Origin of the sequence: Ideonella alba (genome assembly GCF_018069845.1) — a bacterium.
GTDB lineage: Bacteria > Pseudomonadota > Gammaproteobacteria > Burkholderiales > Burkholderiaceae_C > Ideonella > Ideonella alba.
This window is the reverse complement of the sequence record NZ_JAGQDD010000007.1, coordinates 41,766-58,003: the sequence shown is the minus strand read 5'-3', so window position 1 is coordinate 58,003 and position 16,238 is coordinate 41,766. Positions and strand designations below refer to the sequence as shown.

Below are 16,238 nucleotides of genomic sequence, written 5' to 3'. Positions count from 1 at the left end.
GCGTTGGCCGATGGTCCGGCGCCTGATCACTCGCCGGCCTGCAGGCCGATGATGCCCACCACCACCAGCGCGAAGAACAGCATCTTCAGCGGCGTCATCGGCTCCTGGTAGATCAGCGTGGCCAGCAGCGCGGTGCCCAGCGTGCCGATGCCGGCCCACACCGCATAGGCCGGCCCCAGCGGCACGCCGCGCAGCGCCACCGACATCAACCAGATGCTCACCAGCCCGAAGCCCACCGCCCCCGCGGTGGGCACCGGCTTGGTGAAGCCGTCGCATTCCTTCATCAGCACCGAGAAGGCGATCTCGCAGACGCCGGAGGCCACCACCAGCAGCCAGGCGAAAAGCGGGGTGGGCGAGGCGATGGACCAGTTCATCGCGGCATTGTCGCCGGGGGCCACCACTCCAGGTAGGTGTCGGCGCTGCCGAAGCCACGCCGCAGGTAAAGCGCCCGGCCGGCGGCGCTGGCATGCAGCCAGACCTTGGCCACGCCGCGTTCGCGCGCCGCGGCCAGCGCGGTGTCCACCAGCTGGCCGGCGATGCCCTGGCGGCGCCAGGCCGGCTGCACATAGACATTGAGCAGGTAGGCCTCCAGCCCGGTGGCATGGCCGGGGTAGGGCAGGCGCGGGAACCAGGCCAGTGAAGCGCAGCCCACGGCTGCCTCCTGCGCCCAGGCCAGCCAGTGCGTGCACGCCTGGGCATGCTGCTGCTGCCAGCGCGCGGTGTCGGCGCGCAAGGCTTGGGCCTGGTCCGGTGCCATGCCTTCCTCGGCAAACATCGCCACGCGCAGGTCCATCAGGCGCTCGAAGGGGTCGTCGCCCAGCGGGCGGATCGCGAAGCCGGTGTCCATCGCGGGGAGGCTACTATCGCCCCATGACCCGTGCCGAGCTGATGGGCCAGCTGCTCGCCTTTGTCGCCCGCCTGATCACGGGCGCGCAGGGCCACTGGCGCGGCTGCGTACCGCAGGCGGTGCAGCGCATCTACTTTGCCAACCACCAGAGCCACCTGGACTGGGTGCTGATCTGGGCCGCGCTGCCGGGCGAGCTGCGGGCCCGCACCCGGCCCATCGCCGCGCGCGACTACTGGACCGCGTCGCCGCTGAAGCACTGGATCACGCGCGAGGTGTTCCATGCCGTTTATGTCGACCGCCAGCGCCAGGGCGACGAGGACCCTTTGGCCCCGCTGCAACAGGCGCTGCAGGGCGGCGATTCCCTGGTGATCTTCCCCGAAGGCACGCGCGGCAGCGGCGGCGAGCCGCAGGCCTTCAAGAGCGGCCTCTACCACCTGGCCCGCCAGTTCCCGCAGGTGCAGCTGGTGCCCTGCTGGATCGCCAACGTGCAGCGGGTGATGCCCAAGGGCGAGGTGGTGCCGGTGCCCATCCTGTGCAGTGTCAGCTTTGGCGTGCCGCTGGTGCTGGGCGAGGACGAGGACAAGTCGGCCTTTCTGCTGCGGGCGCGCGACGCGGTGATGGCCTTGCGTCCGCCAGGGGGCGACTGAGATGGGCTGGCTGAGGTCGCTCAGCGTCGAGCAGCAGGTGGGCCTGTTGTTCGTTGTGCTGTTCGGCGTGCTGGCGCTGTGCAGCGCCGGCGCGCTGCTGTGGAACCTGCGCGAGCCGGGCAGCGACCGCGAACGGCGGGCCCGTGAGCGCTTCGCGCGCGACCTGCGTGCCGTGTGGTTCGGCGCGGTGCTGTTCTGGCTGGGTTGGCTGTCGGGCGCGGTGGGCGCCACGCTGCTGTTCGGCGTGCTGGCCTTCCTGGCGCTGCGCGAGTTCGTCACGCTGATGCACACCCGGCGCAGCGACCACCGCGCGCTGCTGGCGGCGTTCTTCGTGATCCTGCCGCTGCAGTTCGTGCTGGCGGGCGGGCGCTGGTTCAACCTGTTCAGCGTCTTCATCCCGGTCTATGCCTTCATCGCGCTGCCGGTGATCAGCGCCCTGGCGGGTGACCCCGAGCGCTTCCTGGAGCGCAACGCCAAGCTGCAGTGGGGCCTGATGGTCTGTGCCTTCGGCCTGTCGCATGTGCCGGCGCTGCTGCTGCTGGAGTTCCGCGGCTACGGCGGACGCGGCGCCTTCCTGCTGTTCTTCCTGGTGGTGGTGGCGGCGCTGGCGCAGATCGCCCAGGAGCTGGCCAGCCACTGGCTGCGCCGGCGGCCGGCGGTGCGGGCGATCAGCCGCAGCTTCTCGTGGCGGGCCTGGGTCGCCGGCGTGCTGGCCGGCGCGGTGGCCGGCGCGGCGCTGTACTGGATCACGCCCTTCAAGCCCTGGCAGGCTTTTGCGATGGCGGCGCTGGCGGGCGGTGCCGGGCAGATGGGCGAGCTGGTGATGAAGGCGCTGAAGAAGGATGCCGGCGTACAGTACTGGGGTCCCCAGGCCAGCGTCACCGGCGCGGTGGGCCTGCTCGACCGCATTGCCCCGCTGGCCTTCTCGGCGCCGGTGTTCTTCCACTCGCTGCGCTGGTATTTCTCGCTCCCATGACACGCGTGCTCGGCATCGACCCCGGCCTGGCCACCACCGGCTTCGGCGTCATCGAGAAGGACGGCCCGCGGCTGCACTATGTGGCCAGCGGCACGATCCGCACCACCGGCCCCGGCATCGAGGTGGCGCTGGGCGATCTGCCCGGCCGTCTGAAGCTGATCTTCGAAGGCGTCACCGAGGTGGCGCGGCGCTACCAGCCCGGCGAGGCCAGTTGCGAGATCGTCTTCGTCAACGTCAACCCGCAGAGCACGCTGCTGCTGGGCCAGGCGCGCGGTGCGGCGGTGGCGGCGCTGGTGATGGCGGGCCTGCGGGTGTCCGAATACACGCCGCTGCAGATGAAGAAATCCGTCGTCGGCCATGGCCACGCGCGCAAGGACCAGATCCAGGCCATGGTGCAGCGCCTGCTGGACCTGCCCGGCGTGCCCGGCAAGGACGCCGCCGACGCGCTGGGCCTGGCCATCACCCACGCCCACGCGGGGGGGCACCTGGATGCGCTGGCCCGCGTGACCGACCTGAAGCGCCGCACCCATGCCCACTTCAAGGGCGGGCGCGCCTATTGAGCTGCCACGCATGAGCCTGCACCCATGAGCATCCGCACCGACTGGATCGACATCGACCCCGCCCGCCCCGGCTTCCAGGGCTACCTGGCCCTGCCTCCCGCTGGCCGCGGACCCGGCCTGCTGCTGCTGCAGGAGATCTTCGGCGTCAACGCCCACATCCGCGCGGTGGCCGAACAGTACGCGCTGGACGGCTTCGTGGTGCTGGCACCCGATGTCTTCTGGCGCCAGGCGCCGCGGGTGGACCTGGGCTATGTGGGGGCCGACCGGGAGCGCGCGCTGGCGCTGATGCAGGCGCTGCCGCCCGCCGAGACCGGGCCGGACCTGGCGGCCGCGCTGGCCGCGCTGAAGGCGCGCCCCGAATGCACCGGTCGCAGCGCGGCGCTGGGCTACTGCATGGGCGGACGCCTGGCCTGGGCGCTGGCGGCGCAGGGCGGGCTGGACGCGGCGGTCGCCTGGTACGGCGGCGGCATCCACCATCAGCTGGCGCTGGCCCCCTCGGTGAACTGCCCGATGCAGTTCCACTACGCGGGCGAGGACCCGCACATCCCGCCCGAGGCGGTGGAGGCGGTGCGCGCCGCGATGGCCGGCAAGCCGGCCGAGGTTTTCGTCTACGAGGGCGCGCAGCACGGCTTCAACTGCTGGGCGCGGGCCTCCCATGGGCCGGCTGCCGCCGCGCTGGCGCACGGTCGCACGCTGCAGTTTCTCAGCGCGCTGTTCTAAGCAGCGCCCGCCGCCGGGCCGCCCCAAGGCGGGCGAGCCCCCTTGGGGGGGGCGAAGCCGCGCAGCGGCAAGCCTGGGGGCCCCTATTCCGGTCGGCCCTGACGGCCGGCCTTGATCTCGCTGCGCTTGCTCTTGCTGGCCAGGCGCCGCTGCTGCGAGCCGCGCGTGGGCCGGGTGGCCTTGCGCGCCTTGGGTACATGGGCGGCGGCGTCCACCAGGGCCTGCAGCCGCGCCAGTGCGTCGGCCTGGTTCATCGGCAGGCTGCGGTGCTCCTGGGCCTTGATGACGACCACGCCGTCGCTGCCGATGCGGCTGTCGGGCCGGGCCAGCAGCCGGGCCTTCAGCGCCTCGGGGAGTGAGCTGGCGGTGATGTCGAAGCGCAGGTGCGCCGCGTTCGACACCTTGTTGACGTTCTGGCCCCCCGCGCCCTGGGCGCGGATGGCCGTGAACTGCACCTCGGCCGGGTCGACCTTCGGTGCCGTTTTCACGTTCAGTGGCGGAAGTGGCGGGTGCCGGTCAGCACCATCGCGATGCCGCGCTCGTCGGCGGCGGCGATCACCTCGTCGTCGCGCATCGAGCCACCCGGGTGGATGACGCAGGTGGCGCCGGCGTCGACCACCACGTCCAGACCATCACGGAACGGGAAGAAGGCGTCGCTGGCCACGGCGGTGCCGGCCAGGCTCAGGCCGGCGGCCTGGGCCTTGATGCTGGCGATGCGGGCCGAGTCCAGGCGGCTCATCTGGCCGGCGCCCACACCGAAGGTCATGCCGTCCTTGCAGAAGACGATGGCGTTGCTCTTGACGAAGCGCGCCACGGTCCAGGCGAACTTGAGGTCTTCCAACTGCTGCGCGGTGGGCTGGACCTTGGTGACCACTTTCAGCTCGCCGACGATGTCGACGTTGTCGGCCGACTGCAGCAGCATGCCGCCGCCCACGCGCTTCATGTCCAGCGGGTTGCTGGTCCTGGAGATCGCCACTTCCAGCAGGCGCACATTGACCTTGCCGGCGTACGCGGCGCGCGCGGCCGGGGTGATGGTCGGGGCGATCGCCACCTCGACGAAGTGCTTGTTGGCGTTGATCTTCTCGACCACGTCGGCATCCAACGGCCGGTTGAAGGCGATGATGCCGCCGAAGGCGCTGGTGGGGTCGGTCTTCAGGGCCTTCTCGTAGGCTTCCAGCAGCGTCGCGCCCACGGCCACGCCGCAGGGGTTGGCGTGCTTGACGATCACGCAGGCGGGCGCCTCGAAGGCCTTGACGCATTCCCAGGCGGCGTCGGCGTCGGCGATGTTGTTGAAGCTGAGTTCCTTGCCCTGGATCTGGGTCCAGCCGGCCAGCAGGCCGGAGGCGACCTGCGCCTCCTTGTAGAAGGCGGCGCTCTGGTGCGGGTTCTCGCCGTAACGCATGCCCTGAACCTTGTGCAGCTGCAGGTTGAACACGCTGGGGTACTCCTCGCGTGCCGGCACGGCGGCGGTGTTCTCCTCGGCGCCCGGGGCCAGCGAGGTCAGGTAGTTGCTGATCATGCCGTCATAGGCGGCGGTGTGCGAGAACACCTTCTTGGCCAGCATGAACTTGGTGGCGCGGGTCAGCGACTGGCCCTGCGAGGCCGACAGCTCGGCCAGCACCTGCGGGTAGTCGACGGGGTCGATCACCACGCCCACGTCCTGCCAGTTCTTGGCCGCGGCGCGCAGCATCGCCGGGCCGCCGATGTCGATGTTCTCGATCGCGTCCTCGAAGCTGCAGTCGGCCTTGGCGGTGGCCTGGGCGAAGGGGTAGAGGTTGATGATCAGCAGGTCGATGGTGCCGATGCCATGTTCCTTCAGCGCGGCCATGTGCTCGGGCACATCGCGACGCGCCAGCAGGCCGCCGTGCACGCGCGGGTGCAGGGTCTTGACGCGGCCGTCGAGCATCTCGGGAAAGCCGGTGATCTCACTGACCTCGGTGACCGGCAGGCCGGCGCCGGCCAGCAGTTTGGCGGTGCCGCCGGTGGACAGCAGGCGGATGCCGTGGCCGTGCAGGGCCTGGGCGAATTCGACGATGCCGGTCTTGTCGGAGACCGAGAGCAGGGCGGTGAGCTGGGTCATGGTGGGCGGGTCAGATTGAAGAATGAAGAATCACTTGATGAGCCGGTGGTCGAGCAGCTTGCGGCGCAGCGTGTTGCGGTTGATGCCCAGCCATTCGGCGGCCTTGCTCTGGTTGCCGTCGGCCTGGCGCATCACCACCTCGAGCAGCGGCTTCTCGGCGCTGCCCATCACCAGGTCGTGCAGCGAATGCGGCTCGGCGCCGTGCAGGTCCTTGAAATACTGGTCCAGCGTGTCGCGCACGCTCTCCTCGATGTTCTTCTTGCTCATGGATAGGTTCGGGTGGGGTCAGGCGCGCTCGCGCAACAGCGACTGGTTGGCGGCGGGCAGCGGCAGGCGTTCGTGGGTGTCGGCCAGCTCGTCGAAGAAGGTGGACACCGCGCGCAGCTGCGCGTCGGCGTCGTCCAGCGTGTTCATCACCGCGCGGAAGGCCTCGCCACCGGGCAATGCGCGCACCGCCCAGCCGATGTGCTTGCGCGCGCTGCGCACGCCACTGGCCTCGCCGTAGAGGCCGTAGTGGTCGCGCAGATGCTCGGTCAGCCAGGCCTGGACCTCGCGCGTGACCGGCGGCGGCAGGTGCTCGCCGGTGGCCAGGAAGTGGGCGATCTCGCGGAAGATCCAGGGCCGGCCCTGGGCGGCGCGGCCGATCATCACCGCATCGGCACCAGTGCGCGCCAGCACCGCGGCGGCGGTCTCGGGGGAGTCGATGTCGCCGTTGGCCACCACGGGAATCGACAGCGCGGCCTTCACCGCGGCCACGGTGTCGTGCTCGGCCTGGCCGCTGTAGCCCTGCTCGCGCGTGCGGCCGTGCACCGTGACCATCGCCACGCCAGCGCTCTCGGCGGCGCGCGCCAGGCGCAGCGCATTGCGCTCGGTGTCGCACCAGCCGGTGCGCATCTTCAGCGTCACCGGCACGCCGCGCGGTGCGCAGGCGGCCACCACGGCCTCGATGATCTGCAGTGCCAGCGGCTCCTCGCGCATCAGCGCCGAGCCGGCCCACTTGTTGCACACCTTCTTGGCGGGGCAGCCCATGTTGATGTCGATGATCTGCGCGCCGCGGTCGATGTTGTAGGCGGCGGCCTCGGCCATCATCGGCGCATCGGTGCCGGCGATCTGCACCGCGATCGGACCGGGCTCGCCGGTGTGGTCGGCGCGGCGCGAGGTCTTCAGCGACTGCCACAGGTCCTTGCGCGAGGTGACCATCTCGCTGACCGCATAGCCCGCACCCAGGCGCCGGCACAGCTGGCGAAACGGGCGGTCGGTCACCCCGGCCATCGGGGCGACGAACAGCCGGTTCGGCAGCTCATGGGGGCCGATGCGCATGGGGGAGGGTGCTGAAAAAGGAGGCAGGAGTATAGCCGCCAGGGCCTTGCCCGCCGCGCCACAATCGGCCCGATGGAGGCGTGGTTCACATCACAGCTGGCCGGGCTGATGGACTGGCTGGCGCTGCCGCAGGTCGGCCTGCCGGCGGTATTCCTGGTGGCGCTGGTGTCGGCGACGCTGCTGCCGCTGGGCTCCGAACCCGTGGTGGCTGCGCTGGTGCTGGCCGAGCCGGGTCTGTTCTGGCCGGCGGTGCTGGTGGCCACCGCGGGCAACACCCTGGGCGGCGCGATCAGCTGGTGGATGGGCTGGGGCGCCGAGCGGGCCTTCGAGCAGGTCACCCACCGCCCGCCGCGCGAGCAGCGGCTGCTCGAGGCGCTGCGCCGATTCGGCCCCAAAGCCTGCGTGATGAGTTGGCTGCCGCTGCTGGGCGATCCGCTCTGCGCGCTGGCGGGCTGGCTGCGCCTGCCCTTCTGGCCCTGCGTGGTCTGGATGGCGCTGGGCAAGTTCCTGCGCTACGTGCTGATGACCGGGGCGATCGTGGCCGGCTGGCCGCTGCTGTCGGGCTGAGACTGTCAGCGGGTGCAACCGGGGCCCGGGACCCCAGGCATGCGTCCACAATCAGGGGACCATCGGTGCCTGACCGCTGGAGGGAGTGAACACACAATGACATCCGAGACATCCGCCTACCAGGCCCTGTGCGCGGCGTTCGCGCGCATCCACCGCTACGAGCACCTGCAGGGCATCGTCAGCTGGGACCAGGCGGCCTACATGCCCCCGGCCGGCAACGAGGCGCGCGCGGCGGCGCTGGCCGAGCTGGCCGCGCTGCTGCACCGCCTGCGCACCGAACCCAAGATCGGCCACCTGCTGACCCAGGCCGAGGCCGAGCCGCTGGACGCGGTGCAGCGGGCCAACCTGCGCGAGATCCGCCGCCACTGGCTGCTGGCCACCGCCTGGCCCGAGGACCTGGTCGAGCGCCGCGCGCTGGCGGGCGCGCGCTGCGAGCACGCCTGGCGCAGCCAGCGTCCCGCCAACGACTGGACCGGCTTTGCCGCCAACCTGCGACCGGTGCTGGAGATCGCCCGCGAGGAGGCGCGGCTGCTGGCCGAACGCAGCGGCCTGGGCCTGTACGACGCGCTGATGGACCAGTACGAGCCCGGCATGCGCGCGGCCGAGGTGGCCCGCCTGTTCGGCGAGGTGCGGCGCTGGCTGCCCGGCCTGATCCAGCGCGTGGTGGCGCGACAAGCCGACGAGCCGGTCATCGAGCCGGTGGGGCCGTTCTCGGTGCCGGCCCAGCGCGGCCTGTGCGAGCAGGTGATGCGGCGCCTGGGCTTCGACTTCCAGGCCGGCCGGCTCGATGTGTCGGCCCATCCGTTTTCGGGCGGCGCGCCCGAGGACGTGCGCCTGACCACCCGCTTTGTCGAGGACAACTTCGTGCTGGCGCTGATGGGCACCATCCACGAGACCGGCCACGGCCGCTACGAGCAGGGCCTGCCGCGCGCCTGGCTGGGCCAGCCGATCGGCGCGGCCCGCTCGATGGCGCTGCATGAGAGCCAGAGCCTGTCCTTCGAGATGCAACTGGGCGGCCACCCCGGCTTCGCCCGGCTGCTGTCGCCGCTGCTGGTCGAGGCCTTCGGCGACCAGAGCGCCTTCGAGCCGCACAACCTGCACCGCCTGCTGACCCGGGTGAAGCCCGGCCTGATCCGCGTCGAGGCCGACGAGGTCACCTACCCGGCGCATGTGATCCTGCGCTTCGAGATCGAGCGCGCGCTGATCGAGGGCGAGGCCGAGGTGGACGACATCCCGGCGATGTGGGATGAGCGCATGCAGTCGCTGCTGGGCATCGACACCCGCGGCAACTACCGCGACGGCCCGATGCAGGACATCCACTGGACCGACGGCTCCTTCGGCTACTTCCCCTGCTACTCGCTGGGGGCGATGTACGCCGCGCAGTGGTTTGCCGCGATGCGGCGCGAGCTGCCCGGCCTGGACACCGCCATCGACGCCGGCGACCTGTCACCGGCGCTGGACTGGCTGGCGGCGCGCATCTGGTCGCAGGCCAGCCAGTGGCCGACCGACGAACTCGCGCAGCGCGCCAGCGGTGAGACGCTGAACCCGGCGCACTTCCGGGCGCACCTGGAGCGGCGCTATCTGCGGGACTGAGGACCCGCGCGACTGATCAGCGGCGCGACACCCAGCGCTCCAGCCGGTCCAGCGTGCGGTGGGTGCGCGCGACCAGCGCCTTGCCGCGCGGCGCCGGCGGCGAGTCGCTGGCCAGCAGCTGGCGCGGCTCGTGCAGGCGGTCCTCGTTCAGGCGCAGGCCGTGGCGCGCCAGCGTCGGACCCAGCTCGGCGGCGCGCTCGCGCAGCATCTGGCGGGTCTGCTGGAAGGCATGGCTGGCCAGGCGGCGGCGCATCGAGTAGCTGAAGGTGCCGGCATGGAACATCTCGGCGTCGCCGTGGTCGGGCTCGAAGAGCAGGATGTCGCAGTCCGGGTGGCTGCGCTCATAGCCCTTCATGCCCAGCTCCAGCCGCGAATGGATCAGCGAGCGGAAGGTCTGGCTCAGCAGCGCCGGCAGGCCGCCCTGTTCCAGCCGGGGGATGGCCCCGGCCGTGGGATGACGGCCCTTGCCCGGGTCGTGCGTGGCATCGAAGGGCACCAGCGGGTTCAGGCAGATCAGCAGGTCCAGGCCGCGCTCGAGCAGCACCGAGGCGTGAACGGTCTTCTTCAGCGCGCCGTCCACATAGTGCCGACCACCGATCTCGACCGGCGGGTACAGGCCGGGCAGCGCGGCGCTGGCGATCACCGCCTGCGAGATCGGCACCTCGTCCCAGCCGGGCTGACCGAAGGGGGCGGCGTCGCCGGTGTCCAGGTCGGTGGCCACCACCACCAGGCGCTGGCCGAGGTCACGGAAGTCATTGCTGCGGCCCGGCGCCGAGAACAGCTGGCGCAGGTGCCGCTCGAGCGGCGCGTTGTCGAAGAAGCCGTTGGGCAGCAGGCGGCCGACGTCGGACATCCAGCCGGCCAGCGAGCCGCGGCCCAGCATCCACTGCCAGGCGGCCGAGGCGGTGACCAGCGGCGCCATCGCCATGCGGCGGACGTACTCGTTCCAGGCAGGCTGGGTGAACAGGCCGGGGTCGATGACGCTCTCGTCGCCACCGACGTTCTCGATGAAGGCCGCGCACATCGCGCGCGGCGTCAGGCCGTTGGCCAGCGCTGCCGCGATGAAGGCGCCGGCCGAGACACCGACGAAGTGGTCAACCCCGGTGAAGGACAGGCCCTCGACCGAGTCTTCCAGGGCGCACAGGGCGCCGATCTCGTAGATGGCGCCGATCGGGCCGCCGCCCGCCAGGGCCAGGCCGATGCGCGGACCGCGCGGGGGGCGTCGTCGGGTGGGTCGGGCCATGCGTCAGCGTCGGGGTGGGCGCCAGGGCGCCAGCACCCCGGCAGGGACCTCAGGCCGCGGGGGCCGACTTCTTGGCCGCAGCCTTGCGCGGCGCGGCAGCCTTCTTGGCGGGGGCCGGTGCCGGCGCCGCGGCCGCTGCCTTGGCGGCAGCCTTCTTCGGCGCGGCGGCCTTGCGCGGGGCCTTGGCCGGCTTGGCGGGCTTGACGTCGCCACCCAGCTTGGCCACCGCGGCGGCCAGGGCCTCGACGCGGGCGGTCAGCTCCGCCACGTCCTTGGCGGTGGGCACGCCCAGCTTGCTCATCGCCTTGGCGGTGCGGGCCTCGAAGATCGATTCCAGCTTGTCCCAGGACGCGCCGGCCTTGTTCGTGACCTCACCGGCCATCGCGCTCATCTTGCCGGTGACCTCGCCCAGGCGCTCTTCGGCCACGGCCTGGGTCTTGCGCTGCAGGCTGACGCCTTCCTTGACCAGCGCCTCGAAGACCTTGCCGCCTTCTTCCTGGGCCTTGGCGAACGCGCCCATGCCGGCCAGCCAGATCTGCTGGGCCGAGGCCTTGACGGCGCCGGCGAGTTGGCTGTCGAGCAGGCCGGCCGGGTTGGCGGCCTTGGCCTCGGCCATCTTCTTGAGCTTCTTGACCATGGGATGTGTCCTCGCAGTGTCCGTGTGGCGTGGCTGGGTGGCCCGTCCCGAAGGCTTGGGCGCCTCGGGCGGCCACGCTGTCCCCCGAGTCATGCAGGCCAGTGTAGGCAGACGGCCTGGGGGCTTCATCCTAATCCGCTAGGGAGACCGCTCTATCCCGGGATGATCCCGGGTTTGCGCGCAAAGGCCGGGCGGGCGGGCAGCGCCACAATCGGCGCCATTCGTCGAGCACCGCAAGGAGATGGGCATGCGTTACTTCGTCACTGGCGCCACCGGGTTCATCGGCAAGCGCCTGGTCGCCGCGCTGCTGGCGCGCCGCGGCAGCACCGTGTATTTCCTGGTCCGCCCCGGCAGCGAGGGCAAGGTCCAGGGCCTGCTGGAGGCCTGGGGCGTGTCGAAGTCGCGCGCGGTGGCGGTGACCGGTGACCTGACCAGCCGCAAGCTGGGCGTGGCCGCCGACCAGATCAAGGCCCTGAAGGGCCAGATCGACGCGGTCTACCACCTGGCGGCCGTGTATGACCTGGAAGCCGATGCCGACAGCCAGGTGCGCGTCAACGTGGAAGGCACGCGCAACGTGGTCGAGTTCGCCAAGGCCATCGACGCCGGCCACCTGCACCACGTCAGCTCGATCGCCGCCGCCGGCCTGTACGAGGGCGTGTTCCGCGAGGACATGTTCGACGAGGCCGAGAACCTCGACCACCCGTACTTCAGCACCAAGCACGAGAGCGAGAAGATCGTCCGCACCGAGTGCAAGGTGCCCTGGACGGTCTACCGCCCGGCGGCGGTGGTGGGCGACTCGCGCACCGGCGAGATGGACAAGATCGACGGCCCCTACTACTTCTTCAAGCTGATCCAGCGCATGCGCCAGATCCTGCCGCCGTGGATGCCGGCGGTGGGCCTGGAGGGCGGGCGCATCAACATCGTGCCGGTGGATTTCGTGGTGGCGGCGCTGGACCACATCAGCCACTCCAAGCACGCGATCAAGGGCAAGTGCTTCCACCTGGTCGACCCGGTCGGCTACCGCGTGGGCGACGTGCTGGGCGTGTTCGCCAAGGCCGCGCACGCACCGAAGATGAACCTCTTCGTCAATGCCGCGCTGCTGGGCTTCATCCCGCGCAGCGTGAAGAAGGGCCTGATGGCGCTGGCGCCGGTGCGCCGCATCCACCGCGCGGTGATGGCCGACCTGGGCCTGCCCGAGGACATCCTGACCTTCGTCAACTACCCCACGCGCTTTGATTGCCGCGAGACGCAGGCGGCGCTCAAGGGCTCGGGCATCGAGTGTCCCAACCTGCACGATTACGCCTGGCGGCTGTGGGACTACTGGGAGCGCCACCTCGACCCCGACCTGTTCAAGGACCGCTCGCTCAAGGGCTCGGTGGCGGGCAAGGTGGTGCTGGTGACGGGCGGCTCGTCAGGCATCGGCCTGGCCGCGGCGATCAAGTTCGCCGAGGCCGGCGCGATCACCGTGATCTGTGCGCGCGACGAGATCAAGCTCAAGGAAGCCGCCGACGAGATCCGTGAGCAGGCCGGCAAGGACGCCCAGATCCACACCTTCAGTGCCGACATCGCCAACGAGGAGAGCTGCGCCGCGCTGGTGGCCTGGCTGACCGAGCAGTTCGGCGGCGTGGACGTGCTGGTCAACAACGCCGGCCGCTCGATCCGCCGGGCGATCGAATCGAGCTACGACCGCTTCCACGACTACCAGCGCACGATGGACCTGAACTACTTCGGCTGCCTGCGCGTGACCATGGGCCTGCTGCCGGGCATGGCGGCCAAGCGCAAGGGCCATGTGGTCAACATCAGCTCGATCGGCGTGCTGACCAATGCGCCGCGCTTCTCGGCCTATGTGGCCAGCAAGGCCGCGCTGGACGCCTGGACGCGCTGCGCCTCCAGCGAGTTCGCGGACGTGGGCATCACCTTCACCACCATCAACATGCCGCTGGTGCGCACGCCGATGATCGCGCCCACCAAGATCTACAACAACGTGCCCACGCTGTCGCCGGAAGAGGCCGCCGACATGGTGGCCGAGGCGGTGATCCACAAGCCGGTGCGCATCGCCACCCGCCTGGGCATCTTCGGCCAGGTGCTGCATGCGCTGGTGCCGCGCGTGGCGCAGATCGTCATGAACACCAGCTTCCGGATGTTCCCGGATTCGGAAGCGGCCAAGGGCGAGAAGGGCGGCAAGCCGCAGCTGTCGGCCGAGGCGGTGGCGCTGCAGCAGATGATGCGCGGCATCCACTTCTGAGCTGGGCCGGGGCACGCGCGGGCCGGGCGGCCCGCGCGACGCTCACTTCTTGCGGATCGCGGTGATCACGTAGGTGCCGTCGCGCTTTTCAGCCTCGAACACCACCTGGTCACCCACGGCCAGGCCTTGCAGCAGCGCCGCCGAGTTGGCCTTGTAGGCCATGGTCATGGCGGGCATGTCCAGGCTGGGGATGGCGTCGTGCTTGAGCGTCAGGCGCATTTGCGCGGCGTCGATCTTGCGGATCTCGCCGTCGGCCGCGGCCGCCAGGCCGCTGGCCAGGGCCAGGCCGGCGGTCAGCACCAGGCGGGCAATGGACGCAACAGGGCGGGGGGTGTGCATGGCAGGGGACTCCTTGTGAGCCTTCAACGGGGCGGCAGCGCTGCCGGATGACAGCGGGGACCGGTCGGGATGATGCCGCAGCCGATCCCTACAATCCCGCCATTCCCCTTTCGCCCCCCTGTCACCGCCATGACCACCACCCCGACCCCCGTCAGCGTCGACCACATCCTGCCGCGCGAGAAGGCCGAGATCCTCTCGCAGGCGCTGCCCTACATCCGCAAGTACCACGGCAAGACCCTGGTCATCAAGTACGGCGGCAACGCGATGACCGACCCGGCGCTGCAGCAGGACTTTGCCGAGGACATCGTGCTGCTCAAGCTGGTGGGCATGAACCCGGTGGTGGTGCACGGTGGCGGCCCGCAGATCGACGAGGCGCTCAACCGCCTGGGCAAGAAGGGCACCTTCATCCAGGGCATGCGCGTCACCGACGAGGAGACGATGGAAGTCGTCGAGTGGGTGCTGGGCGGCGAGGTGCAGCAGGACATCGTCGGCCTGATCAATGCCGCGGGCGGCAAGGCCGTGGGCCTGACCGGCCGCGATGGCGGCCTGATCCGTGCCAAGAAGCTGAAGATGGTCGACAAGGACGACCCCAGCAAGGAGCACGATGTCGGCCAGGTGGGCGACATCGACTCGATCGACCCCAGCGTCGTCAAGGCGCTGCAGGACGATGCCTTCATCCCGGTGATCAGCCCGATCGGCTTTGGCGAACACAACGAAAGCTACAACATCAACGCCGACGTCGTGGCGGCCAAGCTGGCCACGGTGCTGAAGGCCGAGAAGCTGCTGATGCTGACCAACATCACCGGCGTGCTCGACAAGAGCGGCCAGTTGCTGACCGACCTCACCGCGCGCCGCATCGACGAGTTGTTCGCCGACGGCACGATCAGCGGCGGCATGCTGCCCAAGATCGCCGGCGCGCTGGACGCCGCCAAGAGCGGCGTCAACGCGGTGCACATCATCGACGGCCGGGTGCCGCATGTGCTCCTGCTCGAGATCCTGACCGATCAGGCCTTCGGCACCATGATCAGAAGTCATTGAAGCCCCCAGGCTTGTCGCTGCGCGCCTTCGCCCTGTGCCATGGCTGATCGCCGCACAGTCTGGCTGTTCGACCTCGACAACACGCTGCACAACGCCGGCGCGTCGGCGTTCCGCTACTTCGACGGCGCGATGAACCGCTACATCGAGGAGCATCTGCAGGTCAGTCCTGACGAGGCCGATCGGCTGCGTGCCGACTACTGGCACCGCTACGGCTCGACGCTGCTGGGGCTGATCCGCCACCACGGCGTGCGCCCCAGCCACTTCGTGCGCCACACCCACGCCTTCCCGGGGCTGGAGCGCGAACTGGTGGGGCACCCGCATGATCTGGCGGCGCTGCGCCGCTTGACCGGGCGCAAGATCGTGCTCACCAACGCCGGACGCGACTACGCGCTGCGCGTGCTCAAGGCCCTGCGCCTGGACGGCCTGTTCGACGAGGTGATCGGCATCGAGCAGATGCGCCTGTTCGGCCAGATCCGGCCCAAGCCGGACGCCCGCATGTTCAAGGCCCTGGCCGCCCGGCTGGGGGTGCACCCGTCGCGCTGCGTGCTGGTGGAGGACACCCTGCTGCACCAGCGCTCAGCCCGGTCGGTGGGCATGCGCACGGTGTGGATGCAGCGCTGGGTCAAGCACCACGCCCACGGCCCGGAAGTCGGTGTTTACCTGCACCGCAGGCCGCCCTATGTGTGTGCAAGAATCAAAACGCTGCAACAGTTGCGCCGGCTGCCCTGATGTCTGACCTGCCCGAATCCGCCGACCCGGTCGAGACCGAGGCACCCACCGACGCGGCAGCGGCGGCGTCCGGCCGCAAGCGCCCCAAGCCGGGCGAGCGCCGTGTGCAGATCCTGCAGACCCTGGCCGCCATGCTCGAGCAGCCCGGCGCCGATCGCATCACCACCGCTGCCCTGGCCGCGAAGCTGCAGGTCAGCGAAGCGGCGCTGTACCGCCACTTCGCCAGCAAGGCGCAGATGTTCGAAGGGCTGATCGAGTTCATCGAGTCCAGCATCTTCAGCCTGATCAACCAGATCGCCGAGCGCGAGCCCGACGGCCGCCTGCAGGCCCAGCGCATCACCCAGGTGCTGCTGCAGTTTGGCGAGAAGAACCCCGGCATGACCCGCGTGATGGTGGGCGATGCGCTGGTCTTCGAGCACGAGCGCCTGACCGCGCGGATGAACCAGTTCTTCGACCGGGTCGAGGCGCAGTTGCGCCAGAGCCTGCGCCTGGACGCCCAGGCCGAAGGCTCGGCCACGCCCACGGTCGATGCCAACGGCCGCGCCTCGGCGCTGACCGCCTTCATCGTCGGGCGCCTGCAGCGCTATGCCCGCTCGGGTTTCCGCCGCGTGCCCACCGAGCAGCTCGACGTGGCGCTCGCGCTGCTGGCCTGACGCTGGCCTCGTCGGTTCCCGCGGGCCGACACGATCCTGTCAAC

At 70.5% G+C, this 16,238-nt stretch carries 19 protein-coding genes; 10 read left to right on the top strand and 9 right to left on the bottom strand.

Annotated elements, in window-relative coordinates:
• Positions 1–26: 26 nt before the first annotated feature.
• Complete coding sequence (locus KAK03_RS11465; protein WP_210854093.1) at positions 27–374, bottom strand: DMT family transporter; 348 nt, start codon at positions 372–374, stop codon at positions 27–29.
• Positions 371–847, bottom strand: coding sequence for a GNAT family N-acetyltransferase (locus KAK03_RS11460; RefSeq protein ID WP_210854092.1), 477 nt, complete (start codon positions 845–847; stop codon positions 371–373). Before KAK03_RS11460 ends, KAK03_RS11465 begins: the two co-directional genes overlap by 4 nt.
• Before the next feature lie 23 nt (positions 848–870).
• On the opposite strand from KAK03_RS11460, the gene KAK03_RS11455 reads away from it, so the two are divergent.
• From KAK03_RS11455 to KAK03_RS11440, 4 genes are read left to right on the top strand one after another with little or no spacing between them, the layout of a single operon-like run.
• Positions 871–1,494 carry a lysophospholipid acyltransferase family protein gene (locus tag KAK03_RS11455; protein WP_210854091.1) on the top strand — a complete coding sequence of 208 codons (624 nt, stop codon included), beginning with the start codon at positions 871–873 and terminating at the stop codon, positions 1,492–1,494.
• Position 1,495: 1 nt separating this feature from the next.
• Positions 1,496–2,470, top strand: a complete 975-nt coding sequence (locus KAK03_RS11450; RefSeq protein WP_210854090.1) for a phosphatidate cytidylyltransferase — start codon at positions 1,496–1,498, stop codon at positions 2,468–2,470.
• Positions 2,467–3,030, top strand: coding sequence for a crossover junction endodeoxyribonuclease RuvC (ruvC, locus tag KAK03_RS11445; RefSeq protein ID WP_210854089.1), 564 nt, complete (start codon positions 2,467–2,469; stop codon positions 3,028–3,030). The genes KAK03_RS11450 and ruvC overlap by 4 nt, the downstream gene beginning before the upstream one ends.
• Positions 3,031–3,054: 24 nt before the next feature.
• The gene (locus tag KAK03_RS11440; protein WP_210854088.1) at positions 3,055–3,750 is read left to right on the top strand and encodes a dienelactone hydrolase family protein; all 696 of its coding nucleotides are present in this window, start codon (positions 3,055–3,057) and stop codon (positions 3,748–3,750) included.
• An 83-nt stretch (positions 3,751–3,833) separates the two neighbouring features.
• Here KAK03_RS11440 and arfB read toward each other — a convergent pair whose 3' ends face one another.
• From arfB to dusB, 4 genes are read right to left on the bottom strand one after another with little or no spacing between them, the layout of a single operon-like run.
• Positions 3,834–4,238: an alternative ribosome rescue aminoacyl-tRNA hydrolase ArfB gene (arfB, locus tag KAK03_RS11435; protein WP_210854087.1), complete on the bottom strand. Its 405-nt coding sequence runs from the start codon at positions 4,236–4,238 to the stop codon at positions 3,834–3,836.
• Between the two features lie 2 nt (positions 4,239–4,240).
• A complete protein-coding gene (gene purH / locus KAK03_RS11430) occupies positions 4,241–5,830 on the bottom strand; it encodes a bifunctional phosphoribosylaminoimidazolecarboxamide formyltransferase/IMP cyclohydrolase (RefSeq protein WP_210854086.1) in 1,590 nt (529 codons plus the stop codon).
• Between the two features lie 30 nt (positions 5,831–5,860).
• A complete protein-coding gene (locus KAK03_RS11425; protein ID WP_210854085.1) occupies positions 5,861–6,097 on the bottom strand; it encodes a helix-turn-helix domain-containing protein in 237 nt (78 codons plus the stop codon).
• A gap of 18 nt (positions 6,098–6,115) precedes the next feature.
• The gene (gene dusB / locus KAK03_RS11420; RefSeq protein ID WP_210854084.1) at positions 6,116–7,150 is read right to left on the bottom strand and encodes a tRNA dihydrouridine synthase DusB; all 1,035 of its coding nucleotides are present in this window, start codon (positions 7,148–7,150) and stop codon (positions 6,116–6,118) included.
• Between the two features lie 72 nt (positions 7,151–7,222).
• Between dusB and KAK03_RS11415 the strand changes: the two genes are divergently transcribed.
• Both KAK03_RS11415 and KAK03_RS11410 read left to right on the top strand, forming a co-directional pair.
• Entirely contained in the window at positions 7,223–7,717 is a 495-nt protein-coding gene (locus KAK03_RS11415) for a YqaA family protein (protein WP_210854083.1), read from the top strand.
• A gap of 96 nt (positions 7,718–7,813) precedes the next feature.
• On the top strand, positions 7,814–9,310 hold the full coding sequence (locus KAK03_RS11410; protein WP_210854082.1) for a carboxypeptidase M32: 1,497 nt from the start codon (positions 7,814–7,816) through the stop codon (positions 9,308–9,310).
• 16 nt (positions 9,311–9,326) lie between these two features.
• Here KAK03_RS11410 and KAK03_RS11405 read toward each other — a convergent pair whose 3' ends face one another.
• Together KAK03_RS11405 and KAK03_RS11400 are read right to left on the bottom strand one after the other, a co-directional pair.
• Positions 9,327–10,553, bottom strand: a complete 1,227-nt coding sequence (locus tag KAK03_RS11405) for a patatin-like phospholipase family protein (RefSeq protein WP_210854081.1) — start codon at positions 10,551–10,553, stop codon at positions 9,327–9,329.
• Between the two features lie 49 nt (positions 10,554–10,602).
• On the bottom strand, positions 10,603–11,190 hold the full coding sequence (locus KAK03_RS11400; protein WP_210854080.1) for a phasin family protein: 588 nt from the start codon (positions 11,188–11,190) through the stop codon (positions 10,603–10,605).
• Between the two features lie 247 nt (positions 11,191–11,437).
• Between KAK03_RS11400 and KAK03_RS11395 the strand changes: the two genes are divergently transcribed.
• Complete coding sequence (locus KAK03_RS11395; RefSeq protein WP_210854079.1) at positions 11,438–13,435, top strand: SDR family oxidoreductase; 1,998 nt, start codon at positions 11,438–11,440, stop codon at positions 13,433–13,435.
• 42 nt (positions 13,436–13,477) lie between these two features.
• Here the strand turns inward: KAK03_RS11395 and KAK03_RS11390 are convergent, their stop codons facing one another.
• On the bottom strand, positions 13,478–13,774 hold the full coding sequence (locus tag KAK03_RS11390) for a copper-binding protein (protein WP_210854078.1): 297 nt from the start codon (positions 13,772–13,774) through the stop codon (positions 13,478–13,480).
• Between the two features lie 129 nt (positions 13,775–13,903).
• On the opposite strand from KAK03_RS11390, the gene argB reads away from it, so the two are divergent.
• The 3 genes from argB to slmA are packed head-to-tail and all read left to right on the top strand — an operon-like array spanning position 13,904 to position 16,194.
• Positions 13,904–14,812 carry an acetylglutamate kinase gene (gene argB / locus KAK03_RS11385; protein ID WP_210854077.1) on the top strand — a complete coding sequence of 303 codons (909 nt, stop codon included), beginning with the start codon at positions 13,904–13,906 and terminating at the stop codon, positions 14,810–14,812.
• 39 nt (positions 14,813–14,851) lie between these two features.
• A complete protein-coding gene (locus KAK03_RS11380; protein ID WP_210854076.1) occupies positions 14,852–15,541 on the top strand; it encodes a pyrimidine 5'-nucleotidase in 690 nt (229 codons plus the stop codon).
• Complete coding sequence (gene slmA, locus KAK03_RS11375) at positions 15,541–16,194, top strand: nucleoid occlusion factor SlmA (RefSeq protein ID WP_210854075.1); 654 nt, start codon at positions 15,541–15,543, stop codon at positions 16,192–16,194. Before KAK03_RS11380 ends, slmA begins: the two co-directional genes overlap by 1 nt.
• The last annotated feature ends 44 nt before the right edge of the window (positions 16,195–16,238 follow it).